22 protein-coding genes are annotated in these 24138 nt (G+C 47.3%); 5 read left to right on the forward strand and 17 right to left on the reverse strand.

Annotated features, from left to right (window positions below):
* Positions 1-361: 361 nt before the first annotated feature.
* Positions 362-2320 (forward strand): methyl-accepting chemotaxis protein, encoded by a 1959-nt coding sequence (locus tag K0504_RS07905; RefSeq protein WP_220103640.1) that lies wholly within the window; start codon positions 362-364, stop codon positions 2318-2320.
* 25 nt (positions 2321-2345) lie between these two features.
* Here the strand turns inward: K0504_RS07905 and K0504_RS07910 are convergent, their stop codons facing one another.
* The 4 genes from K0504_RS07910 to K0504_RS07925 all read right to left on the reverse strand — a co-directional run bounded on the left by K0504_RS07910 (position 2346) and on the right by K0504_RS07925 (position 7378).
* Positions 2346-3290: a chemotaxis protein gene (locus K0504_RS07910; protein ID WP_220103641.1), complete on the reverse strand. Its 945-nt coding sequence runs from the start codon at positions 3288-3290 to the stop codon at positions 2346-2348.
* A 161-nt stretch (positions 3291-3451) separates the two neighbouring features.
* Entirely contained in the window at positions 3452-4654 is a 1203-nt protein-coding gene (locus tag K0504_RS07915; protein ID WP_220103642.1) for a BaiN/RdsA family NAD(P)/FAD-dependent oxidoreductase, read from the reverse strand.
* Positions 4647-6488: a DUF885 domain-containing protein gene (locus K0504_RS07920; RefSeq protein WP_220103643.1), complete on the reverse strand. Its 1842-nt coding sequence runs from the start codon at positions 6486-6488 to the stop codon at positions 4647-4649. The genes K0504_RS07915 and K0504_RS07920 overlap by 8 nt, the downstream gene beginning before the upstream one ends.
* Before the next feature lie 41 nt (positions 6489-6529).
* Positions 6530-7378 carry a S1-like domain-containing RNA-binding protein gene (locus K0504_RS07925; protein WP_220103644.1) on the reverse strand — a complete coding sequence of 283 codons (849 nt, stop codon included), beginning with the start codon at positions 7376-7378 and terminating at the stop codon, positions 6530-6532.
* A 185-nt stretch (positions 7379-7563) separates the two neighbouring features.
* Here K0504_RS07925 and K0504_RS07930 point away from each other — a divergent pair, with 185 nt between their 5' ends.
* Positions 7564-8973: an ATP-binding cassette domain-containing protein gene (locus K0504_RS07930; protein WP_220103645.1), complete on the forward strand. Its 1410-nt coding sequence runs from the start codon at positions 7564-7566 to the stop codon at positions 8971-8973.
* A gap of 22 nt (positions 8974-8995) precedes the next feature.
* Here the strand turns inward: K0504_RS07930 and K0504_RS07935 are convergent, their stop codons facing one another.
* The gene (locus tag K0504_RS07935) at positions 8996-9223 is read right to left on the reverse strand and encodes a DUF3820 family protein (RefSeq protein WP_225918040.1); all 228 of its coding nucleotides are present in this window, start codon (positions 9221-9223) and stop codon (positions 8996-8998) included.
* A gap of 149 nt (positions 9224-9372) precedes the next feature.
* Here K0504_RS07935 and K0504_RS07940 point away from each other — a divergent pair, with 149 nt between their 5' ends.
* Entirely contained in the window at positions 9373-11238 is a 1866-nt protein-coding gene (locus K0504_RS07940) for a GGDEF domain-containing protein (RefSeq protein ID WP_220103647.1), read from the forward strand.
* 59 nt (positions 11239-11297) lie between these two features.
* Here K0504_RS07940 and K0504_RS07945 read toward each other — a convergent pair whose 3' ends face one another.
* From K0504_RS07945 to K0504_RS07975, 7 genes are read right to left on the reverse strand one after another with little or no spacing between them, the layout of a single operon-like run.
* Positions 11298-11891: a NapC/NirT family cytochrome c gene (locus K0504_RS07945; RefSeq protein ID WP_220103648.1), complete on the reverse strand. Its 594-nt coding sequence runs from the start codon at positions 11889-11891 to the stop codon at positions 11298-11300.
* Between the two features lie 14 nt (positions 11892-11905).
* The gene (locus tag K0504_RS07950) at positions 11906-12391 is read right to left on the reverse strand and encodes a nitrate reductase cytochrome c-type subunit (RefSeq protein ID WP_220103649.1); all 486 of its coding nucleotides are present in this window, start codon (positions 12389-12391) and stop codon (positions 11906-11908) included.
* On the reverse strand, positions 12388-13299 hold the full coding sequence (napH, locus tag K0504_RS07955) for a quinol dehydrogenase ferredoxin subunit NapH (RefSeq protein ID WP_220103650.1): 912 nt from the start codon (positions 13297-13299) through the stop codon (positions 12388-12390). The genes K0504_RS07950 and napH overlap by 4 nt, the downstream gene beginning before the upstream one ends.
* Before the next feature lie 3 nt (positions 13300-13302).
* Complete coding sequence (gene napG, locus K0504_RS07960) at positions 13303-14052, reverse strand: ferredoxin-type protein NapG (protein WP_220103651.1); 750 nt, start codon at positions 14050-14052, stop codon at positions 13303-13305.
* Between the two features lie 26 nt (positions 14053-14078).
* Positions 14079-16601, reverse strand: coding sequence for a nitrate reductase catalytic subunit NapA (napA, locus tag K0504_RS07965; RefSeq protein ID WP_220103652.1), 2523 nt, complete (start codon positions 16599-16601; stop codon positions 14079-14081).
* On the reverse strand, positions 16598-16897 hold the full coding sequence (locus K0504_RS07970; protein WP_220103653.1) for a chaperone NapD: 300 nt from the start codon (positions 16895-16897) through the stop codon (positions 16598-16600). Before K0504_RS07970 ends, napA begins: the two co-directional genes overlap by 4 nt.
* Positions 16894-17046, reverse strand: coding sequence for a TIGR02808 family protein (locus tag K0504_RS07975; RefSeq protein WP_220103654.1), 153 nt, complete (start codon positions 17044-17046; stop codon positions 16894-16896). Before K0504_RS07975 ends, K0504_RS07970 begins: the two co-directional genes overlap by 4 nt.
* 279 nt (positions 17047-17325) lie before the next feature.
* Here K0504_RS07975 and yghU point away from each other — a divergent pair, with 279 nt between their 5' ends.
* Positions 17326-18168, forward strand: coding sequence for a glutathione-dependent disulfide-bond oxidoreductase (gene yghU, locus K0504_RS07980; RefSeq protein ID WP_220103655.1), 843 nt, complete (start codon positions 17326-17328; stop codon positions 18166-18168).
* Between the two features lie 66 nt (positions 18169-18234).
* On the opposite strand, the gene K0504_RS07985 is transcribed toward yghU, so the two are convergent.
* From K0504_RS07985 to galU, 4 genes are read right to left on the reverse strand one after another with little or no spacing between them, the layout of a single operon-like run.
* On the reverse strand, positions 18235-19233 hold the full coding sequence (locus K0504_RS07985; protein WP_220103656.1) for an NAD-dependent epimerase: 999 nt from the start codon (positions 19231-19233) through the stop codon (positions 18235-18237).
* Between the two features lie 21 nt (positions 19234-19254).
* Positions 19255-20592 carry a UDP-glucose dehydrogenase family protein gene (locus tag K0504_RS07990; RefSeq protein ID WP_220103657.1) on the reverse strand — a complete coding sequence of 446 codons (1338 nt, stop codon included), beginning with the start codon at positions 20590-20592 and terminating at the stop codon, positions 19255-19257.
* A gap of 58 nt (positions 20593-20650) precedes the next feature.
* Positions 20651-21670 (reverse strand): UDP-glucose 4-epimerase GalE, encoded by a 1020-nt coding sequence (galE, locus tag K0504_RS07995; protein WP_220103658.1) that lies wholly within the window; start codon positions 21668-21670, stop codon positions 20651-20653.
* Positions 21671-21691: 21 nt separating this feature from the next.
* Positions 21692-22588 carry a UTP--glucose-1-phosphate uridylyltransferase GalU gene (gene galU / locus K0504_RS08000; protein WP_220103659.1) on the reverse strand — a complete coding sequence of 299 codons (897 nt, stop codon included), beginning with the start codon at positions 22586-22588 and terminating at the stop codon, positions 21692-21694.
* 296 nt (positions 22589-22884) lie between these two features.
* Here galU and K0504_RS08005 point away from each other — a divergent pair, with 296 nt between their 5' ends.
* Positions 22885-23187: a ComEA family DNA-binding protein gene (locus K0504_RS08005; RefSeq protein ID WP_225918041.1), complete on the forward strand. Its 303-nt coding sequence runs from the start codon at positions 22885-22887 to the stop codon at positions 23185-23187.
* 28 nt (positions 23188-23215) lie between these two features.
* On the opposite strand, the gene nlpI is transcribed toward K0504_RS08005, so the two are convergent.
* The gene (gene nlpI / locus K0504_RS08010) at positions 23216-24118 is read right to left on the reverse strand and encodes a lipoprotein NlpI (protein WP_220103661.1); all 903 of its coding nucleotides are present in this window, start codon (positions 24116-24118) and stop codon (positions 23216-23218) included.
* Positions 24119-24138: the final 20 nt, after the last annotated feature.

Consider the following 24138-nt stretch of genomic DNA (forward strand, 5'->3'; position numbering starts at 1 on the left):
ACCAATTTATTATTAGGGATTGAGCATTATACGAATTCATTCGGCTACGTCAGCTTTAACAGCCCGCTATTTTGAATTTCTCCTTATTCCACCTCAATTGCTGTGCTTGGCTACTAATTATTTCTGCCAACATGAGCTGCCTTGGGCTCGTCCGGTTTCACGCCAACTAGATGCTTTCGTTCAGTTAGTACGTCCGTTAACCAAAGTGCATTAGTGCAATAGCTCTTGAAAATAACAAGGTATTAGAAGTGGCTCTCATAACGTTACATAAAGCCCCGTTCAAACTTGCCGATACAACATAAGAATCTACGCTAAATTCAGCATCCGATACTTTCTAACGGGTCAATCGATAGGGAAATTTATGCGAAATAATCAACCTGTTACTCAGGTAGAACAGCGCTTTAAGAGCCAAGAAGATTTAGTTTCAATTACCGACCTTCAAGGAAAAATCCAGTACGTTAACGAAGCATTCATCGAAATTAGTGGGTTTACCAGCGAAGAGCTTATCGGCCAAGATCACAATATCGTTCGCCACCCCGACATGCCTCCAGCGGCGTTTGCCGATTTATGGGGGACAGTGAAATCAGGTAAAGCATGGCGGGGCATGGTTAAAAACCGTTGCAATAACGGTGACCACTATTGGGTAGATGCCTTTGTCACGCCCATTGTTCGTCAGGGCAAAACCATTGGCTATCAGTCCGTTCGTGCAGAGCCATCCCGAGCTCAAGTCGAACAAGCTAGCAAGCTCTACAGCGCGATGCGCAACAAGCCGCAAATGAAGTTACCACCAGCGCCTCTACGCGAGCGACTGTCCGTGGCATCACTCAATACTTGGGGCAACTTACTGATCATTGCATTGTTCATTGCAGTCTGCATTTTTGCCGACAACGGATTGGCACAAACACTGGCGATCATTGGCCTTATTGGCCAACTGATGCTGTGGTTATACAACCATAGCCAACTGTTAAAGCCACTAGCGCAAATTGCTCAGCACAATAAAGACATCGCAAGCGGCGATTTCACCAGCGAGATTTCGGTGCAAGGCAACCAAGAAATCATCACCATGCAGCAGTCAACCAAGATGGTGCAGGCTTGCTACAAAGCCATTTTTATGCAAGTTTCAGACTCGCTAAAAACCATGATTGCGATTGCCGATGACTTATCTGCCTCCAGCCACGATGTGCTATCGCGGATGAAAAAACAGAATAATCATACGACTCAAATTGCAACGGGCATGAGTCAAATGTCGGCAACCGTTGAAGACGTTACTCAAAATGTGAGTAACACATCGGAAACGACCAACGACATGTCGGACAAAGTGGTTGAAAGCGATCAAGTCGTTGCTGATGCGCTGTCGACCATGCAAGATTTCTCAGAGCAAATGGCCCACACCACCGAGCATATCAACAAGATCGCGCAGGAAAGTGAGCAAATCAGTTCCATTACCGACACCATTAGTGGCATCGCAGAGCAAACCAATCTATTGGCACTTAATGCCGCCATTGAAGCCGCTCGTGCCGGCGAGCAAGGCCGAGGTTTTGCGGTTGTTGCCGATGAAGTGCGTGGTTTGGCCGCTCGAACTCAAGATGCGACTCAAGAAATTAGGAATATGTTGGAGCATTTATCCACCGAGATAAGTAATTCCGCATCGACCATCGAACAAAATAACAACGCGGCTCACTTAGCGCTCGATAAAGTATCAACGTCGCGCGAAAAGTTCAGGGATATTGCAGAAGGCGTCGAGCGAATTAATCACATGAGCAGTGAAATTGCGACAGCCGTTAGTCAGCAGGCTGTGGTGACCAACGAAATGGCCGCGAGTATCGAGACCATTAGTAACGAGAGTGCCGCAACTGAAAATGAAGGCGAAAAGCTACAGCGCAACGCCATGGAAATTAATCAATGCTCATTTGAGCTACAGGGTCAGCTAAACGAATTGGAATTGTCTAAATTCCAAATGCTCGACTTTAAGGCTGCCAAGCAAGCGCATTTGGCTTGGAAAACAAAGATACGCTCCTATTTAAATGGTGATCACTCAGCACTGTCAAAAGATCAAGCCTGTTCACACCACCATTGTGCTCTTGGTAAATGGTATTACGGCGATGGTAAAAAACACTTTGGCCAATTGCCCGAATTTAAGAGCATTGAAGAGCCGCATGCCACGCTTCACCGTACCATTAAACAAATTCTCGAGGCATCAGAACAACATGACGAGGATTTGGCTGAGCAGCTCTATACTTCAATTGAGCCTCTATCTAACACCATTGTGTCGCAATTAGACACGCTTGAAATTACCGCCAAGCGGATAGTGAAAAGTTAACCCAGCCCAAGCGTTAATTTAGACGTTACAACAACGAATCAATGTCTGTGTCTTGCTGAGTCAGCGAGGCATTGACGTTGTCCTCAGTAAACGTCATCGCGCCTTTGAGCATGGCATGGGTTAATTCGTTTGCATCAAACTTGGTGAGCGCCTCATTGGCACCGACTTGCTGAGCACGATCAACACTGATTTCACTCGACAGAGACGTGTGAAGGATAATAAAAGCATTGCTCAACGCTCTATTTGAGCGAATCTCGAAGGTGAGTTCATAGCCGTCAAGTCCGGGCATTTCGATGTCACTCACAACCAGTTGAAATGGGTTATTTTCGCTGGCGGCTTGTTCCATCATCTTCAGTGCACTTTTACCGTTATCAGTGACCGCATAAGCCACTTCAATACTGTCTAGCGCATTACTGAGTTGCTTGCGCGCTGTGGCGGAGTCATCCACCAGCAAAATATTCGTTTGGCTCAACAGCGCTTGCTCGGGCAGGCTTAGCTCTACATTCGTTTGATTAAACTGCTCGGGATAAATAGCTTCGAGCAACATTTCGATATCCAGCAGTTGGATCAGCTTTTCGTCACTCCGCGTCACACCCGAAATGTAAGCATGCTTACCCACAGTGGCCGGAGCGGGTTGAATATCTTCCCATCGGCACTCGCTGATTTTGTCAATCTGGCGTACTAAAAAGCCAACCGTCTGACGGCAAATATCCACCACGATAATCGAGCAGGATTCACGCAGCTCCGGCTGCACAGGTTGAAAACCCACGGCCGCCGCCAAATCAATGACCGATAAGGTTATTCCACGCATCGACACCGAGCCCAAAATATGAGGGTGAGATTTCGGTAACATGGTCAATTGCATGTAAGGAACAATCTCTTTCACCTTTAAGGTACCAATAGCAAATAGTTGCGTTTGCGTCAGGTAGAAGTGAAGAAGTCCTTGCGTTTGACTGGTAGCTTTCGACATCGTGTACTCGCTAAAAATTGAGGTTTCTCATAGCCATAGCACTAACCCTACTATCAACAGAAGGGAACCGAAAGTCTATTGGCTGAACTATGCAGACTTGCGCCAGTATATTCAGCGCAACGTCGTCAAATTACTTATATGGGTTGATTGAACTTATTAAATTACAGAGCCTGAGCACACGCCCAACCACTGCTCCAAGCCCATTGAAAATTGTAGCCGCCGAGCCAGCCGGTGACATCGACCACCTCGCCGATAAAATACAGCCCAGGCTGCTTTTTCGCTTCCATTGTTTTGGATGACAGCTCATTGGTGTCAACGCCACCTAGTGTGACTTCTGCAGTACGGTAGCCTTCGGTGCCTGATGGTTTAATCGGCCAGCGAGCGAGCCGCTGCGCCAGTTCAACTAACTGTTTATCATCGAACTGCTTGAGCGGTTTATTCTCTATTTGCTGATGCAGCAACCACTGCTCTACGATACGTTTGGCCAAATGCTCAGAAAGCAGCGTTTTAAGCGTCCGCTCACCTTGTTGCTTGCGAGCGTCAAGTAACCAGTTTTCATCGGATTGAGACGGGATCAGATTGATATAAACAGGCTCACCTGATTGCCAGAACGAGGAAATTTGTAGCACTGCCGGCCCACTTATGCCGCGATGAGTAAACAGCAGGTTTTCTTTAAAACTAGTGCCTGACTCAGATTCAATAACTGAGGGTGCGCTAACGCCAGAAATAGGCTCAAAACATCGCTTGTCATCAGGTTGGAGAGTAAAAGGAACAAGCCCGGCGCGTGTTTCAAGCAGGTTTAAACCAAACTGGCGGGCCAGCTCAAAGCCAAACGCGGTAGCGCCTAATTTTGGCATCGACAGGCCACCTGTTGCGACGACTAGCCTATTCGCTTGAAATAAGCCGTCCGACGTCGCGATCTGATATTGATTGTCGACATAATCCACCGATGTGACTGCAGTTCTTAATTGAATTGTCACGCCTGCTTGATTGCATTCATCAACCAACATATTGACGATGTCTTTCGCGCTATCATCACAAAACAACTGCCCCAAGGTTTTTTCATGGTAGGCAATGCCATGTTTATCAACGAGGGCAATAAAGTCCCACTGAGTGTATCGGCTCAGCGCTGACTTACAAAAATGGGGGTTTTGGCTGAGATAAGCATTGGCTTCAACGTAGTAATTGGTGAAGTTGCAGCGCCCGCCACCAGAAATCAGAATTTTCTTGCCCACTTGCTTAGCGTGATCCAACAGTAAAACGTTTAAACCACGCTTGCCTGCTTCAGCGGCACACATTAACCCCGCCGCACCAGCCCCAATTACAATAGCGTCATAGACCTTACTATGGCTTTGATTAGTCATTGGCTTGAGCCTTTGAGGTTTTACTTGCCAATGCGCTATCGATGTAACGGCCAATTTGATCTTCGAGCACACTCAAGGGCACCGAGCCATGACGCAAAATTTGATGATGAAATTCGCGTACATCAAAGTCTGCACCTAACGCTTGCTCGGTTTGTTGACGTAGTTGTTTGATCGTGATTTCACCCACTTTGTACGACAGCGCTTGGCCCGGCCATGAGATATAGCGGTCCACTTCTGTGGTGATATTGTGCAAGCTCAACGCGCTATTTTCCGCCATGTAGTCGATGGCTTGTTGACGCGTCCAGCCTTTGGCATGCATGCCCGTATCAACCACTAATCGGAGCGCTCGCCACATTTCATAACTTAAACGGCCAAAATTATCGTATGGCGTTTGGTAAAACCCCATTTCCAAACCAAGCCATTCGCTATACAGCCCCCATCCTTCGCCGAATGCTGAAATATACGAATGCGTTCGAAACGGCAGTAGCTCGGTCATTTCTTGGTTCAACGAAATTTGTAGATGGTGGCCAGGCACCGCTTCGTGTAGCGTCAGCGCTTCAAGCACATATAACGGGCGCTTGTCCAACGCGTGTGTATTGACCCAATACAAGCCAGGCTCTTTGTCGTTTCTTGGTGACACATAACGGCCCGTCGTGTATTTCGGGGCAATACTGTCTGGCACAGGCTCAACACCGTAAGGCGTGCGAGGCAGCAAATGGAAGAATTTGGGGAGCTGGGCATCCGCTTTTTTAGCGATCCATGAAGCTTGTTTGAGAAGTTCCTTTGGGGATGTTGCATAAAACTGACTGTCGGTTCGCAGGAACTGTAAAAACGCAGCAAAGTCGCCGTCAAACGCCAACTCATTAATGATCTGCTGCATCTCTTGCCGGATGCGGTCAACTTCTTCTAACCCAAGTTGATGAACTTGCTCAACGGTTAAATCTCGGGTCGTATAATGACGAACACGATTAGCGTAGAAATCAGCACCATCGGGCGTATCTGAAACGGCTATCGAGTCACGTGCATTAGGGATGTAACGGTCAACAAAAAACTCATAAAGACCAGCAAACGCAGGGATTACTTGTTGCTCAATCAGGCGTAAGCCTTTTTGCTGTAATTCGGCTTGCTGGGCAGAGCTAATAAACTCGGGTAACTTGGTGAGCGGTTGATACAGGACGTGCTCACTACCCTGCTCAACATCATAGGCGGAGATGGAGTGTTCAAAGCCTTTTAGCACCAACTTGGGTTGCGTTATGCCTTGCGCTAATCCTTTTTCCAACCACAGTTGCTGCTGCGAAAAATAATCAGGAATTTGTGCCAATGCGGCCAAGTATGCTTCGGCTTGCTCAACGGTTTTAAGCTGGCGATGCTGCAAGTAACTCACCACGTTGTTATGAAAACCGCTTTCCGCAGTGATCGGTATCAAGTGCTGGTTGAAGTCATAGTAGTCAACTCGGTCTTGCAACTGATAAATCAAGATATCCAAATCAATTTTTCGTACTGCAGGCAACTGTTCGCGAGCAATTGCTTTTGCCTGCTGCAAAAAATCTTTAAACGCCAAATGTTTGCCAGCAATCGACAACTCCGACATATCGTTCAAAGCCATTTGATCTGGCCGCCCCATATACGCGGCGCTCATCGGGAAGCTATTCAACTGGAATTGCCAGCTTCCAGCAATCACATCACCTAAGATTTGCTCTGCCGATTGTTCAACCACAGGCTCAATAACTTCAGAAAACCTTTCCGGCGAGTCAGGTTTACCGCATGCCAAAAGCAGTAATGACAAGATAACAACGGAGGCTGTTTGCCAGCCTTGCAAAGAACGAAATGTCATAGCAATCACAAGTAATAATTTAGTCAATGAGTCGATGCTAATTAGCGCCGTTTGATATGGTCAGGAAAAATCTCGATCAGCTGTTGCTTTCGAAGCGAACCGATCGCTTGCTTAAACGCTTTTTTACTACACTGGAATTCACTTTTGATCATCTCAGGCGATGACTTGTCGGACAATTTAAGCTCGCCTTTTGATTGTTCTAGACGCTGCATAATGCGGTCTGTTAGACCAGAAATTTTGCCATAGCCCGGCTCTTGAGTGGAAACATCGAGCAAGCCATCTTCTCGTACCTGACGCACATAGCCGGTAATTTGGTCGCCACGCTTTACGCTGCGAAACACTTGATCTTGGTAAAGCAACGCCGAGTGCAGGTAGTCCACCACGCAGTTGTAACCCAATGGCGTTTGTTCGGTGATGGTGAGGTGAACTTTATCGCCGTCGCGGTAAGCATGACGCTCTTGATCGATATAGCGCTTATAACGACTGCTCGCAGCCAGACGCTGCTGTTCATCAACATAAACATAAACTAAATACGATTCGCCAACGTCCATTCGATCGTACTGCTCACGATTCGGGACGAGTAAATCTTTACTCATTCCCCAATCCATGAACATCCCATAAGGGCTAGCTTGTTTGGCCTTTAACAGTGCCAATTGGCCTGCGAGTACTTTCGGCCGGCTGGTTGTTGCCTGCAATTGTTGCTCTGGGCCGACAAAAACAAACACCGACAATGAATCATCAATGGCCAGCTCTTCAGGAGCGTCAGCCGCAGCCAACAATACCGCGTCATCAGTATTAGCGTCATCGCCAGCATCAGGTTCAACTAACAGCCAACCTTCAGCGTGCTTTTCAGCCACTGTTAATCGATTCATTTGTCCTAATCGGATCACGGGTTACTCCTCTGGCCAGAGCCATCACTTGCAGGAAAAAAGATGCGGCAGCATGATACCACAGCCAGCCTCATGCTTAGCGGTTGTTATTTAACATGGATTCAATCTTCAGCTGGTACCCCTTGCGCTCATCAACTTGGTCGGTAAGCTGAGGGCTTGCATCGTTCTTTGCCTAGGCTTTACCCATGCTCATTCAACAGCTGACCACAGACCGCCGAAATCAAACTAGAGGCAAACCACCGCTTATCATTGAACGATGGGATTTGGCGAATGTCAGCTGGGCAGTCGTTGGCAATAATGATAGTGGCAAAGAGCAACTGCTCGATATCTTACGGGGCGATTTGCTCTACCAAGGCTCTATTTCTGGAGCCACAAGCCCAGTAGCCGAGGTTAGTTTAGGCTTACAACAACGATTAGTTGAACGAGAAATTGAACAAGACGAAAGCGACCTACTCGATGAAGTAGATCCCGGCACACGTGTTTTTGATTTAATGCTAGAAGCTGGCGCGCAGCCAAATCAAGTGACATCCATCGCGCATCAACTCAACCTCCATCATCTGCTTGAACAAGGGTTCCGCTCCCTATCAACTGGCGAAACAAAACGGCTATTAATTGCGCGCGCACTATTGGCCAAGCCGAGCTTATTGCTGGTGCAGGATCCCTTTGACGGACTAGATCAAACCAGCAAGTCGTTGATCAGCAATTTATTGCAACAACGTCATGCCGACGGTCTGCAACTCATCGTACTCATTGATCGGTTGTTGGATGTGCCAACATGGCTCAAATATGGGGCAATATTTTACCAAGGGCGTCTCGTTGAACATGGCGCATTACCCGAGATCTGCACTCGTGATACCTGGCTCAATTTAAAACTTGCCGAAGCGCCTCCACGCATTCCTTTGGCGCTCGCGCCATCGTCATCACTACCAATAAATGAGCCCGTGTTTGAAATTCGCCACGGTAAAGTCAGCTATGGCGATAAGGTGGTCTTTTCTGATCTAAATTGGCGCATTGAACAAGGTCAACATTGGCGTGTCATTGGCCCCAATGGCTCAGGCAAATCAACACTGCTAAAACTCATTAGCGGCGATCATCCACAATGTTATGCCAATCAAATTCGTCAATTTGGCTTTCAACGAGGTAGTGGCGAGTCCATTTGGCAAATCAAGCAACACATCGGCTTGGTTAGTGCCGAATTCCATCTAAATTACCGAGCACGTGTCACCACAATTGCCGTTGTGTTATCTGGCTTTTTTGATTCTATAGGGCTGTATCAAGAGCCGAATCGTCACCAAATCAATCTCGCGCTTAGTTGGCTGGACTGGTTTCATTTGGCAGACAAAGCACAGCAACCATTTCATCAATTAAGCTATGGCCAGCAACGCTTGGTATTGATTATCCGAGCACTCATTAAAAGCCCGTATTTGTTGATCTTAGATGAGCCACTGCAAGGGCTTGATGAAGCCTCATCTCAACTTGTCTTAACGGCCATTAACCGAATGATGGCAGCAGGTGTTGGCCAGCTGTTATATGTCAGCCACCGTGATGAGCCCCAATTAAAGCCAAGTTGTCAGGTATTAGAACTTACTAAGTAGTGCAACCGATTGATGCGGCATATCATCCGATCATGCGACGGTGTAAATCGCGTAAGACATCACCATTGCCATCCATTTTTAACTGATATAACAATTGTAATTGCTCACCCAATGTCCCCGCAGGAAAGCCCTTGCGCTCAAACCATTGCAAATAAGCCACGGGTAAATCAATCAACCAACGCCCTTGGTACTTACCAAATGGCATACGCTGGCCAATGAGTGTCTGAATTTGATGCGCGAGTTGCTCCATCAATACATCCTTTATCATTCGACGATAATATACGTTTTATTCTGCTACAGGCGTCTGATTCTAATGCCTATAGCATTGCTTATCAGCAGCGAATGGCCAATCATCCATCGGTTGATTTTATGCCCCCTGGTGTGGAAGAGGTTATCAGGTTGAAAAAAATACTCGCCTTGCTCACGTTGCTATGTAGCTTTGCCGCGCTTGGCCAACCAGAACGCTCACTGTTTGACATCGAACATGAGCTCAAGCGCATTATATTGTTCGACTTCTCTGCCACAGAGGCGATTGAGCGCAGAGCAGCAATTGAACCGTTAATTATCGGCACACGTTATCGTACTCAATTTTTATTCGAATTGAGTAACTGCGGTATTGAATCGAATACACTCAACACAGACTGGATACGCCAAGCAACTAAGCTCATTAAAAAAGCCCAGGAAATTGGTTCGAAAGAACTAGAGATGTATGCCCGCTTTTGCAGAGCACATACAAATTCCATGCAAGAAGATTCAGCCCCTGCACTTACCGATGCCAATATCATTGCTGATTGGGCAGAAAATAACTTGCCAACCTACAAACACCTCGCTTATGCCAACCGTGTTCGTTTGCTGGCATTCAAAAAATCGACCCTGTATTCGGCTTCGGATTCCTATCGAGACTACATCATTGGATTGAGCTTCGCCGAAGGTGATGATCAACTTGCCGAAACCAAAATTGCCATCGCAGATTTGCTGATTTTATTAAACGATTTCGAGCAAACGAAACCATTATTTGATGAGATTGAACAACACTTGCAGTTTAGTAATAACTTTCGAACCAAGTCAGAATATCTGATAACGCGAACGGTCTACCACCGGCACAAAAAAGAATACGCCGAAGCGCTTGCAACAGCAGAGCAGGCAATTGAAATTGCCCAGCAAGGGCAGTTGGATTATCACGCAGGAATTGGTTACATCTACCAAATACTGATTCATGGCGAGTTAGGCAACGTCGCGCAGGCATTGAAGAACATTGATGAAATACCTAAGGGCAATAAGTATCTGACAGGGAGCCGGCGCAAACTCTATTTAGACCTAGCATTTGCCAAAATTTACAGCGTTCAACAGTTGCCCAATAAAGCCATTGTGCATGCTGAAGATGCATACACAGCGCTAAAGCAAATCCCCGAAAGCCACTATCACATTACCGCAACGCTGCAATTTGCTGAGTTACTAGCACAAACAAAACAATGGCAGCGGTCAGCCACAGTTTTCCAAGAATATATAGATCTAAGCACCAACCACATGGAGCAAGTGCAGTCGCAGTACAACGATGTTACGAACATCAGATTTCAATTTGAACAACAGCGACACCAAAAGCAGCAGGCATCACTTCAACATCAATTGCAGCAACAACAAATACGAGGCCTAGAAGCAAGTCAAAAATGGCAAATTCTCGCAATCGGAACATTCCTGACGTTGTTTTTGATGATGGCGGCGTCAGCCTTGCACTACCGCCGCCGCAATAAGCATTCCCTTGAATCCGTAAGCGTGGATCAGTTAACTCAACTGGCCAACCGAAACGAAATCATCCACCTCGCCTCACAAGCGTTGGTTAAGGCTCAAAAATCCAAGCAGCCTATCAGTATTGCTTTGTTAGATATCGAATCATTTCGTTCGGTGAATGACAATTTTGGCGTGGAAATCGGTGACCAAATATTAGCGGAATTTGCCGAAATTCTAGCGCGCAGGGTTGGCAGTAAAGGTATGTTAGGGCGCTATGGTGGCGATGAGTTTATGGTCGTGCTGCCGAGCGTGATAGCACATGAAGCGGAAACGATTTGCGCAGAACTGTTAGCCATCATTCAACAGACGACATTCCGCCAAGCAGAATTAGAAATACAGCTGTCGGTTAGCTTTGGCATATCGTCCAGCAATGCTGAAGCGGTATCTGTATCAACCCTGCTGACCCGAGCAGAAGACGGCCTTGCAACCGCCAAACAGCAAGGTGGTTCAAAAGTCGTGAGCAATGCCATCGGGTAACTATTCGAGCCATAAAAAAACGCAGCCTAGGCTGCGTTTTTTTATGGCTGCGTATTGCCCTATTGCCAGCCTTCAACGCCAGACATGTCGGGCAAGGAGTGTGCAATTCCTTTGTGGCAATCAATACAGGTTTTCTCTCCCGAGGCTAAGGAGGTTGAGTGCATATTGACCGCTCTCACACCCTGTTCGGTAAAGTCCATGAATTCAAAATCATGGCAATTTCGGCACTCCAGTGAATCATTTTCCTTCAGGCGATGCCATTCTCGCTCAGCTAAGTGTTTGCGCCGCGCCTCAAATTTTTCGGGAGTATCAATCGTGCCAAGTAAGTGCATCACTAATTCTTTACTTGCTTGCACCTTGCGAACAATTTTATCTGTCCAAGCGTGGGGAACATGGCAGTCGGAGCAAATAGCGCGTACGCCAGATCGATTTGTGTAGTGGATTGTTGGCTGAATCTCAATCACGATCGGAGCGTGACACCCTGAACAAAACTCTTCGGTATTGGTCGCTTCCATCCCCCAGTTAAAACCACCCCAAAATAGGATGCCGCCAATAAATCCCATCCCTAACAGGGCGCCGGTAGCAATTCGCGCCGGTTTAGAAAACAGTTGCCACAACGATTTGAGCAGCCCAACAAATGAACTCTTAGACATCAGCCTTCCCCTAACTAGTTTGATAGACCACTGGCACTAAGCGCTTCAACTGCCGAGAAATCATTTGCGATTAGAGGCGGCGCATCCGCTTGCGGCACATGACACTGCAAGCAAAAGTAGCGACGCGGCGCCACATCAGAAAGCGTTAAGCCATCAGCCGTTTCAAAATGAGTTGGGCTTACCTTGGTGGCGCCAACTTGACTTGCAAACTTCCATCCATGACACGATAAGCATTTGTTGCTTTTTATATCCACTTGATAGCCACGAATATCATGAGGGATTAAAGGAGGCTGATGAACGTAGTTTCTATCGATGACTTGATCGTTTTGAATCGGCTTTTTAATCAATTCAGCTTGCTTCGTATCACTCAACTCCGAAGAGCCTCGCAGCGATTCTAGGCCACCATTATTGACATACTCTTCATTTGCCACAGGATTAGCGGTAACCCAAGTCGTTACCAGTATCAAACTCGCTATCACAGATGAAACTAGCGTCTTCATTTATTATTCTCCACTTTTGTTCGCGGCCGGTTGCCAGTGGCAACCGGTTGAATCGAATTATTAGTTTTCAGCGATGCTGTAACATCAAATACATCTTGCCCACAGACATCAATACAACGCAGACAACGAGTGCAGTCTTGCGCAGAAACCAATGGCGAGCTTCCCTGCTTCATCTCTCGCAACGGAGCTTTGAGTATGTGGGGCTCAGGGCAAACCACATAGCAATCCATACACTGGTTGCAGTCTTCTCGGCGGTTGGCGACCACTTTCACTGGGCTAATACGTCCAATAAGGCCGTAACAAGCGCCCATTGGGCAAAGCTGCGAGCACCAACCTTTTTCAACCACAAACACATCAAATAAAAATACAGCGACGATTAACAGCCAACCGGCACCAAGGCCAAATAGAATGCCACGATGCAGCAAGGAAACTGGGTTTATCAGCTCCCAAACCAAGCCTTGCACAAATGCCGTTGCCAACAGAGCACCGGCCACAACGCCCCAGCGAATCGAGCTCGGCATGGTGATTTGGCTGCGCACTTTAAGTTGCCGCCTTAGCCAATGTGCGGTGTCGGTCACCACGTTCATTGGACATACCCAACTGCAGTAACTCCGGCCACCAATCAACCAATAAATGGCGATCACAATACCTGCACCGAGCAATAATGTGGCTTGAGGCCAATAGCCAGAAACCAAACTCTGTAGCAGCATCCAAGGTTCGGTAAAAGGAATCGCCCCGAGCAATTCACTACTACTCAAATTCCCTCGGATTAGCCACACATCAAACCATGGCCCGAGTAAGAAAAGCCCCATGACCGACAGTTGCATGAGTCGGCGTAACAGTAAAAAGCGATGCGCCCGCATCCAGCCGAATCGAGCAACGGCATCTAGACCCACCTGCGCCTTCATCAGTTAGCCACCTTCTGGACGACGGTCCGGTAAATCAAGCACATCTTGCTCGAGAAGCGAATGGCCAGCTTTATCTTTTTCCACCCAGCCCCACCGGTAATGTTTGCCGAGTTCGCCTTTCGCAACATCGCGCGGCAAAACCTTAATGGCAGATGTTTCCAGCACACAGGCTTGTTCACATTTGCCACAACCAGTGCACGCATCTGAGTGCACTGTAGGAATGAACATGGCGTGGTGACCGGTTCGTGTATTGCGTTGCGCTTCGAGCGTAATGGCCTCATCAATTAATGGGCAAACCCGATAACACACGTCACACCGTAAGCCCTGCCAGTTCAAACACGTTTCTTGATCGATGAGCACTGCAAGCCCCATGCGGGCATCATCGATGCTTGCCAATTCTGGTGAAATCGCACCACTTGGGCACGCCACCTGACATGGAATGTCGTCACACATCTCACAGGGCACCGCTCGTGCATCAAAGTACGGTGTTCCCATCGGCGCGGGCTCAAACAAGGTTGCCAATTTCAATGTGTCATAAGGGCATGCTTCAACACACAAACCACAACGAACACACGCTGCCATAAACTCGGCTTCAGCCAACGCACCGGGCGGCCTTAACGCTTGTGCGCCTGATGCGCCCGAGCTACCGCTCACCAGCGCTAGGCCACTGACGGTTACGCCAGCAACACACGCGCCCTTAGCGGAATTATGTAAAAACTGACGCCGAGTTAGTGAGATGGAGCCCTTGCCCACAGTTAATTCCTCACCGCTTCAATTAGTTAAACTTTGCGGATCCGTACCGCACATTTTTTAAAGTCAGTTTCTTTTGACAGCGGATCGGTTGCATCTAAGGTCAACTTATTGACCAACTGCTTGGCATCGAAAAATGGCATAAACACCAACCCTTTCGGTGGGCGGTTTCGGCCGCGCGTCTCAATGCGAGTTTTGATCTCTCCTCGGCGCGATTCCACCACAACCTCTTCGCCCCGGCGTAGTTTTAGCGATTTTGCATCATCAGGGTGAATAAAGAGCAAGGAGTCTGGGTAAGCTCGATACAGCTCAGGCACTCGGCGCGTCATGGTGCCGGTATGCCAATGCTCGAGCACTCGGCCTGTGCTCAGCCAGAATGGGTATTCGTCATCCGGAGATTCTGCGGCAGGCTCAAATGGCAACGCAAAAATAACCGCCTTGCCATCTTTTTTACCGTAAAATTCCCATCCATTCCCTTCTTTGACGTAAGGGTCATAACCTTCTTTATAGCGCCATAGCGTTTCTTTACCATCGACCACAGGCCAACGCAGACCACGAGCAGCGTGATAATCATCGAAGTCCGCCAAATCATGATGATGGCCTCGGCCAAAGACGGCATATTCTTCAAACAAGCCTTTTTGACAATAGAAACCGAAATCGTCTGATTCTTGGTTCATTTTGCCGCGGCATTCTTTGGCAGAGAATTTGTCTACGTTACCGTTACGGTAGAGCACCTCGTATAAAGTACGGCCTTTTAACTCAGGCGAGCTCGCAATTAATTCGGCGGGCCATACTTCTTCAACTTTAAAGCGTTTAGAAAATTCCATTAATTGCCACAAATCGGACTTAGCTTCACCCGGTGGCATGACTTGTTGATGCCAGAATTGTGTACGACGTTCGGCATTACCATACGCGCCTTCTTTTTCGACCCACATGGCTGTTGGTAGAATCAAATCTGCGGCCTGAGCAGTGACCGTTGGGTATGGGTCAGATACAACGATGAAATTGCGTGGATCACGGTAGCCCGGCAAGCGCTCTTCGTTAATGTTTGGCCCAGCTTGCATGTTGTTATTACACATCACCCAATAGGCATTTAACTTACCGTCTTTGAGCATGCGATCTTGCAACACCGCGTGATAGCCAACTTTCCCAGGAATTGTCCCCTCCGGAAGTTTCCAAACTTTCTCGGCAAAGTCCCGGTGTGCTTTGTTAGCAACCACCATATCGGCCGGTAAGCGGTGAGCAAATGTCCCTACTTCTCGAGCCGTACCACAGGCTGAAGGCTGGCCGGTAAGAGAAAATGGGCCGTTGCCTGGTTCCGAGATCTTACCGGTCAATAGATGGATGTTATAAACCAGATTATTGGCCCAAACACCGCGTGTGTGTTGGTTAAAGCCCATCGTCCAGTAAGACACCACTTTCTTAGTCGGATCAGCGTAAACTTCGGCTAACCGTAGCAAGTTATCTTTCGGTACGCCGGTCAATTCAGATGTGTAATCCAGCGTGTATGTGCTGACAAACTTGGCAAACTCTTCCATGGATATGGGTTTTGAGTCGCCAGAGCCTGCATTTTTTGCTTGCTGCTCGAGAGGGTGAGTCGGGCGCAGGCCATAACCAATATCCGTCGCGCCTTCTCGGAAGTTCACATGCTTAGAAACAAAGTCTTCGTTTACCTTGTCATTTTCAATAATGTAGTTGGCAATGTAATTGAGAATCGCCAAATCAGTTTGGGGCGTAAAAATCAAACCATTGTCGGCCAGCTCAAAACTTCGATGCTCAAATGTCGACAACACGTGGACTTGAACATCAGGAGCACTTAATCGACGATCGGTCAGCCGTGACCATAAAATGGGGTGCATTTCGGCCATGTTCGAGCCCCATAAAACAAACACATCGGCATTTTCTAAGTCATCGTAGCAACCCATCGGCTCATCCATGCCGAAGGTACGGGCAAAACCAACCACAGCGGACGCCATACAGTGGCGCGCATTCGGATCAATGTTATTGGAGCGAAAGCCCGCTTTGAACAACTTAGAGGCTGCATAGCCTTCCCAAACCGTCCACTGCCCAGAGCCAAACATACCAACCGTTGAAGTAATCTCGGACACCGATTTACCAGCGTTACGCTCGTTGTCAGCTTTGATAGCTGTTTTCCATTTTTCAGCCATGATGTCGAACGCTTGGTCCCAAGACACAGGCTCAAAGTCGCCTTGCTTGTCGTACTTACCATTTTTCATACGCAGCAATGGTTGAGTAAGACGGTCGTTGCCATACATGATTTTCGACAAAAAGTAGCCTTTAATGCAGTTCAGCCCTTTGTTGACCGGTGCATCGGGATCGCCCTGAGTTGCCACCACTCGACCATTCTGTGTTCCGACCAACACACTACAGCCGGTACCACAGAATCTGCACGGAGCTTTGTCCCAGTCAACTTTAGCTTGACTGCGCTGCGTTGTTACATTTGTTGCAATTGCCGGCACACTTAAGCCAGCAGCAGCGGCTGTAGCGGCAACAGCCTGCGTTTTAATGAAGTCACGACGGTTTAGTTTCACGACGCCATCTCCTTGTTGCCGGTTTCGGCAGTGTCGTTGTGGTGGTAGATCAGAGCAACAGACAGAACGCTCTGAATATTTTGAATTCGGGTGATTTGTTCAGTTAGGTATATGGTGTTGGGGGTTTCTTCGATGATTACGATCAGCGCGTTATCACTGCTTTCTGGTTGCACAGTCGCACCAGCTTCAGCTTCTATTGCTGTCACAACTTGGAGTCGTTGAGCTGGCGAGCAACGCACGAGAACACCAGCTAACTTAATCACGTCATCGCAATCAGCTGCACTGTGCTCACTCATGATGAGATATCCGTGTCCACTGGCTGGACGCCCATCCATTTAAGGATAAACAAGCAGACAACAGCGATTCCAATAAATCCAAATAAAAAGATTGCTGGCATGGCGGCGTAGCCCAGCACATGCCATATAAAAGACTCTAGCTGACTCATGTATATCTCTTCTTATGCGTTAGCCCAGAGGACTGTACTAACTTATTTTTATAGTTAGATAAGACTAGTTGAAAACAAGAAAGTACGTTCTTGCTATAGCCGATCAACTTAATATTTATTGTTGTTAGGCGAGTATAGTTGAGGGGTTTGTAACCAACTGTGACATCGCCTATTTATTTAGCATTTAACATGTAGCATATGGCATAAAGACCCATTCAAGGCGGAGTCTTATAACACCGAGAGTTCGTTTAGATACCATTGGCGACAGGAGAATGACGCATGAGTAGCAAGTCGAAATATGAGCCCGCTGACGTGTGGACTTGGCAACAACCTAGTGGTGGACAATTCGCAAATATTAATCGCCCTATAGCCGGAGCAACTCATCAACAGTCACTGCCGAAAGGGGAACATTCGCTGCAGCTCTACTCGCTGGCAACCCCAAATGGCGTCAAAGTGACCATCATGCTTGAAGAGCTATTGGCCATTGGTAAATCTGAGGCTGAATACGATGCCTGGCTCATACGGATTCAAGAAGGTGATCAATTTTCATCCGGCTTTGTTGAAATCAACCCCAATTCCAAAATCCCAGCTCTTATTGATTACAGCACTCCCGAGCCGGCCAAGATATTTGAATCTGGCTCCATTTTGCTTTATCTCGCTGAGAAGTTTGGCGAGTTTTTACCATCACAATTGCAGGAACGAACCGAAACCTTGAACTGGTTGTTTTGGCAAATGGGCTCTGCCCCTTATCTCGGTGGTGGCTTCGGTCATTTTTACGCTTACGCGCCAGAAAAATTCGAATACCCCATTAATCGCTTCACCATGGAAGTGAAACGCCAATTGGATGTGCTCGATCGTAATTTGGCGACACGCCGGTATATGGCGGGAGAGCAATACACCATCGCAGACATCGCCATTTGGCCATGGTACGGCAATTTAGTGTTGGGTCGCTTATACGATGCGGCTAAATTTTTAAGCACGGAGGAGTACCCGAATGTACTGCGATGGGCAAACGAGATCGACAAGCGCGCGGCGGTGCAACGCGGCAGAAAAGTGAACCGAACCTGGGGCGACGAAACTGAGCAAGTGCCAGAGCGGCACCAAGCCAGCGATTTAGACTAGCGCCAACAATGCAATCGGAGTAAAGGGCTTAACCATTGCTGCGCTTTATCTCCGAGTTGCGGGCTTTCACCCATAATAACTTTTGTACCAACGAACAAATTCGCCAAGTCCTTTGTCGATACTGGTTGATGGCGTGAACCCGACATCAGCAACTAAGTCGTCAATATTAGCCGCTGTCGCTTCTACATCACCGGGTTGAATTGGCATCATCTGCTTATTGGCTTCAACACCTAGGTGCTTTTCCAACGTGCTGATAAATTCGCCCAGTTGCACTGAGTTGTTATTGCCAATGTTGTATACCTTATAAGGCGCTTTACTTGATGATGGGTCACCATCATGCCAATCAGGGTTGTGAGCAGGCACTTTGTTTAGTACCCGCACCACGCCCTCAACAATGTCGTCGATGTAGGTGAAATCACGCTTCATCTTACCAAAGTTGAATACTTTGATTGGATCGCCAGCAAGCATTGCCTTGGCAAACAAAAAATACGCCATATCTGGGCGCCCCCACGGGCCATATACCGTAAAAAAGCGTAAGCCTGTGGTTGGCAAACCATATAAATGTGAATAGCTATGCGCCATCAATTCGTTGGCTTTTTTACTCGCAGCGTACAGTGAAACTGGGTGATCAACATTGTCACTGGTAGAAAATGGCATGGCTTCATTCATGCCATACACTGAGCTTGATGAGGCATAAACAAGGTGCTCAATGTTATGATGACGACAACCTTCGAGTATGGTCATCATGCCCGTGAAGTTAGAGTCAACGTATTCAAATGGGGCTTTCAACGAATGGCGAACCCCCGCTTGCGCCGCCAAATGGACCACCCGATTAAACTGATATTGCTCGAACAATGTTGCGACAGCTGGACGGTCAGCCAAATCGAGTTCGACAAACTCAAAGCCCGGTAAGGCTTCGAGTTGAGCAAGTCGAGCGTGTTTAAGACCCACATCATAGTAGTGGTTCATGTTGTCGATACCGACAACATGATGACCGTCGGCAATTAGCCGTTGGCTCACAAAGAAGCCGATGAAGCCAGCAGCTCCCGTAACCAGTACTTTCATATCGCGTTGTCCTGTTTGTATTTAACTGCTGATACTATCACCACGACCCATTGCATAATACGCCAAGCCATATCGCTTAACTTGCTCTGGATCGTATAGGTTCCGGCCATCAAAAATAACAGGATCGGTTAATTGCTCTTTAATATCATCGAAGTTAGCAGCACGAAATACTTTCCATTCGGTACAAATCACTAAACAGTCAGCACCTTTAAGTGCCGCATCTTTAGTACCAACCAGCTCTAGGTCATCACGAGTGCCATAGATTCGTTGAACTTCTTCCATCGCTTCTGGATCGAAGGCTCGAACTTTTGCACCTGCTTGCCAAAGTGATTCCATTAGCACCCGGCTTGACGCTTCACGCATGTCATCGGTATTTGGCTTGAATGACAAGCCCCAGATCGCTACCGTTTTACCGGCCAGATCAGCTTTGTAGAAATCGTTAAGGCGCTTAAAGAGCACCTCTTTTTGGCCATAGTTAACAGTTTCGACGGCTTTTAGTAGAGTCGACTCGTAGCCAATGGAATCAGCAGTACGAACCAAGGCTTGCACATCTTTCGGGAAACACGAACCGCCGTAACCACAGCCAGGATAAATAAAGTGGTAGCCAATTCGAGCATCGGAGCCAATACCTTGGCGGACCTTTTCAATATCAGCGCCTAGCCGTTCAGCTAGATTAGACATTTCGTTCATGAAGCTAATTTTTGTAGCCAACATGCAGTTGGCTGCATACTTAGTCAACTCAGCAGACTTCACATCCATGAAAATCATACGATCATGATTGCGGGTAAATGGCGCGTAAAGCTCTCGAATTAACTGGCGCGCTTGTTCATCATCGGTGCCAATCACAATTCGGTCTGGGCTCATACAATCGCTAACCGCAGCCCCTTCCTTCAAAAATTCAGGATTAGAAACCACTGAATAATCATAATCAACGTCGCGCTCTTTGAGCACTTCGGCAATTGCAGCATCAACCTTATCAGCCGTGCCGACAGGAACCGTGCTTTTATCGATCACTACTTTATAGCCGTTCTGGTACTGCGCAATAGTACGGGCAACAGCCAATACATATTTTAAGTCGGCGGAACCATCTTCATCCGGCGGGGTACCAACAGCAATAAACTGCAACTCGCCAAATTCAACACCTTGTTTGGCGTCGGTCGTGAAGTGCAAGCGACCTTCTTTATAGTTCGTTTCTACCAGCGGTGTTAAACCTGGCTCAAAAATCGGAATGATGCCTTTTTTCAGGTTATCCACTTTAGCTTGGTCGACATCAACGCACATCACTTCATGACCAAAGTCAGCCATTACGGCGGCTTGCACTAAGCCCACATAACCAATTCCAAAAACAGTAACTTTCATAAGCAGCGACCTTCTAATGTAGATAAATATGTGATTCGTAAATTCATTATCGATGTATTCATTCTACTGAATACCCGTTGGGATTTTGAGATTGCCAGCGCCAAGCATCTTCGGCCATTTCAGCTAGCGAAAGAGTTGCTCGCCAATTGAGTTCACTCGCAGCTAGCGAAGGTTCGGCATAACATTCAGCAATATCACCTGGGCGCCGTTCAACAATTTGATAGGGGATGTCGCGTTGACATGCTTGTGCAAACGCGGCGATCACTTCCAATACTGAATAGCCATTTCCAGTGCCTAAATTGTAAGTGACTAGACCCGGTGATTGGCTGAGTTTGTCAAGTGCTCTCACATGGCCGGCAGCCAAGTCTACAACATGAATATAATCTCGAACGCCGGTGCCATCGACAGTTGGGTAATCCCCACCAAACACACTCAGCTGTTTTAATTTGCCAACAGCTACTTGTGTAATGTACGGCGTCAAGTTATTCGGAATACCGGATGGATCTTCACCAATCAAACCACTTTTATGAGCGCCAACGGGATTGAAGTAGCGAAGCAAGGCAATATCCCAACGGTCGTCGGACTTAGCAAAATCTTGGAGGATTTCCTCAACCATTAACTTAGAACGACCATATGGATTCGTTGCTGAGGTTGGAAACGATTCGACAATCGGCACCGAAGCAGGATCGCCATAAACGGTAGCGGATGAGCTAAACACTAACTTGGTGACGCCAGCCTGCTGCATAGCCTGACAGAGCGTTAACGTGCCAGCGACATTATTCTGATAATAATCAAGCGGGATTTGAGTTGACTCACCTACAGCCTTCAAGCCGGCGAAATGAATCACGGACTTGACCTCGTACTGAGCGAATACTGCGTCTAACGCAGCACGCTCTCGAATGTCAACGTGATGGAATGGGATGTCATCACAGCCGGTGATCTGTTTCACGCGGCGCAAAGACTCTTCACTCGAGTTACACAGGTTATCGACCACAATAGGCCGATGACCTGCTTCAATAAGCGCTATTAAAGTGTGGCTGCCGATATAACCGGCACCACCTGTCACTAGAACATCCATGTATTGGATCTCAAACTAAAGTTAAAGTTTGCTGGCAAACTCTTTGACAAAGGATACGAACGAGTCGCCGATATCGCTATGGCGAATACCATACTCCAAGTTCGCTTGCATATAGCCGAGCTTACTACCACAGTCGTGACTGCGGCCTTTCATGTAATAAGCATTAACTTGTTCGACTTTCATCAGTGAGGCAATAGCATCCGTTAGCTGAATTTCCCCGCCAGCGCCCGGGGGCGTGTATTCGAGCAAGTCCCAACATTCAGCACTTAGCACATAACGGCCCACAACGGCTAAGTTTGATGGCGCTTCATCTGGATCTGGCTTCTCAACGGTACCAACCATTTTAACCGACTCACCGGGTTTCATTTCATTGCCACCTAAATCAACCACACCGTAGCTACCAATTTTTTCATGGGGAACAGCTTCCACCATAATTTGGCTAGCTTGGGTTTCGTCAAACAGGCGAGTCATTTCAGCTAAGTTGTCTTTTTTCGGATCGGCATCGTATTTATCAATCAACACATCCGGCAAAACGACAGCAAATGGCACATTTCCAACAAGAGGCTTGGCACATAAAATAGCGTGGCCTAAGCCGAGCGCAGTGCCTTGACGCACGTGCATGATAGTGACGTCAGGAGGGCAAATCTTTTGTACTTCTTCGAGCAACTGTCGTTTTACACGCTTTTCTAGGGTTGCTTCCAATTCAAAGCTCGTATCAAAGTGGTTTTCAATGGAGTTTTTACTGGAGTGGGTTACTAACACGATTTCTTTGATACCAGCTTTTACGCATTCTTCAACGACGTATTGAATTAGCGGGCGGTCAACTACAGGCAACATTTCTTTTGGAATGGCTTTTGTAGCGGGTAACATACGGGTGCCGAGGCCGGCAACAGGGATCACAGCTTTCCTGATTTGCATCTTGATGTCCTTTCCTTTGCGTGCTTATTTTTAATCCGTTTATCAATTTAGCGGACTTTTCAGCCCCTATAAATTGTCAACGTTGTTCCAGTTCGTCATGGGAGCATGAAGTATAATGTGATCTACATTACACTGAATATGGCTGAAGGTTAAGCCTTGAAATTAACTCCGACTCTACGAAGCAATTTAGCATCAATATTCAAAATTGATGAACTTAAAAACTGAGGCTAGGCTTAATAAGCTGGCATGGTGACATGCAGCATTGAATGGAAACTACTAGCTTAAGGATTAAGCCAATGAAAAAGTTAATTACTATTATCGCGTTCACCTTTCTATCAGCCATCTCGGTATCAGCAGCAGACAACACCGCAGCTCAAACCGAACCCGTTATGTCTGAATCACTTAACAAAATAAGTATTAATCACGCGAGCGCTGAGCTTTTAGCCGAACGATTAAATGGCGTTGGCGATAAAAAAGCACAAGCGATCGTGAGTTACCGTGATGATCACGGGCCGTTTCAATCGCTCGAACAACTGCTTGATGTAAAAGGCATAGGCCCATCCATCATCGAAAAAAATCGTGACTTTCTGAGCCTATAAAACAGAACAGTTACTATGGCGTTTACATTTAACTAGCGGTAGACGCCTTCTTGTTAACACTCGCCTGCTGTATCTGATTCAGCCGTTTAAGCTCCAACATCGCATACCGATGTTCAACAAAGTCATACACATTGGTGGCTAAGGCTAAACGGAAGAAGTTACCCGCATAGATTAATTCGTCAGTCTGCGCTGCCAACTTACCTAAATAGAAGTAGGCTTCACAAAGCCGCTCGGCATAAGCTGCTTCGCTTTTAATCCCTTCTGGCACTTGTTGTAGGAATTCAGTGACGGTTAAGCGATTCAGGTATAAGTCGACCAATTGCGTGGCCCAATCCTCATCGCGCAACTTAGTGCGGTTCGCCTGCAAATGTTGCTTAGCGGACTCAGGAGCAATTTGGTACTCCGCTAAATAGAGCCAGAGCACTCGATATGGGTCGGACTCTTGGCGATGTAGAAAGTCACCAAAATCTTCTGCAGCTAGACTGTTTCGTCCGGCATAATAGCGCGCGATTCCGCGATTGAGCAGCGCATACTTATGATCAGGATTCAATTCAATAGCCGAACCAAACGCTTCAAATGCTTCGACAAACTGTTCACCTTGGGTGTAATGAATACCCACAAAATTGTATGCATCGGCGAAATCAGCTTTCATTCGCAAAGCCCGGCTGAAATCTAAGTGAGCGAGTGCTTTTAATCCCAAGGAGTCATAGCGTACTCCTCGGTCGTAAAACAAATGTGCTAATTTGGCGTCTTCGGCATCAGACAAACTAATAATTTCTGTCAGTTTAGCAATCGCAGCCTGTTGCTCGATATTAGGCTGACGGGGAACTGCCAGTAACATTTCATGGGCTTGTGTTGGAGGCCGCTGACTGTTTGCACAGCCACTGAGTGCAACTACCAACAACAGCATCATCCATTTCATATAAGACATATTTACGCCTGAAATAAAAA

The organism is Neiella holothuriorum (genome assembly GCF_019457915.1).
In the GTDB taxonomy this organism is placed as follows: Bacteria; Pseudomonadota; Gammaproteobacteria; order Enterobacterales; family Neiellaceae; genus Neiella; species Neiella holothuriorum.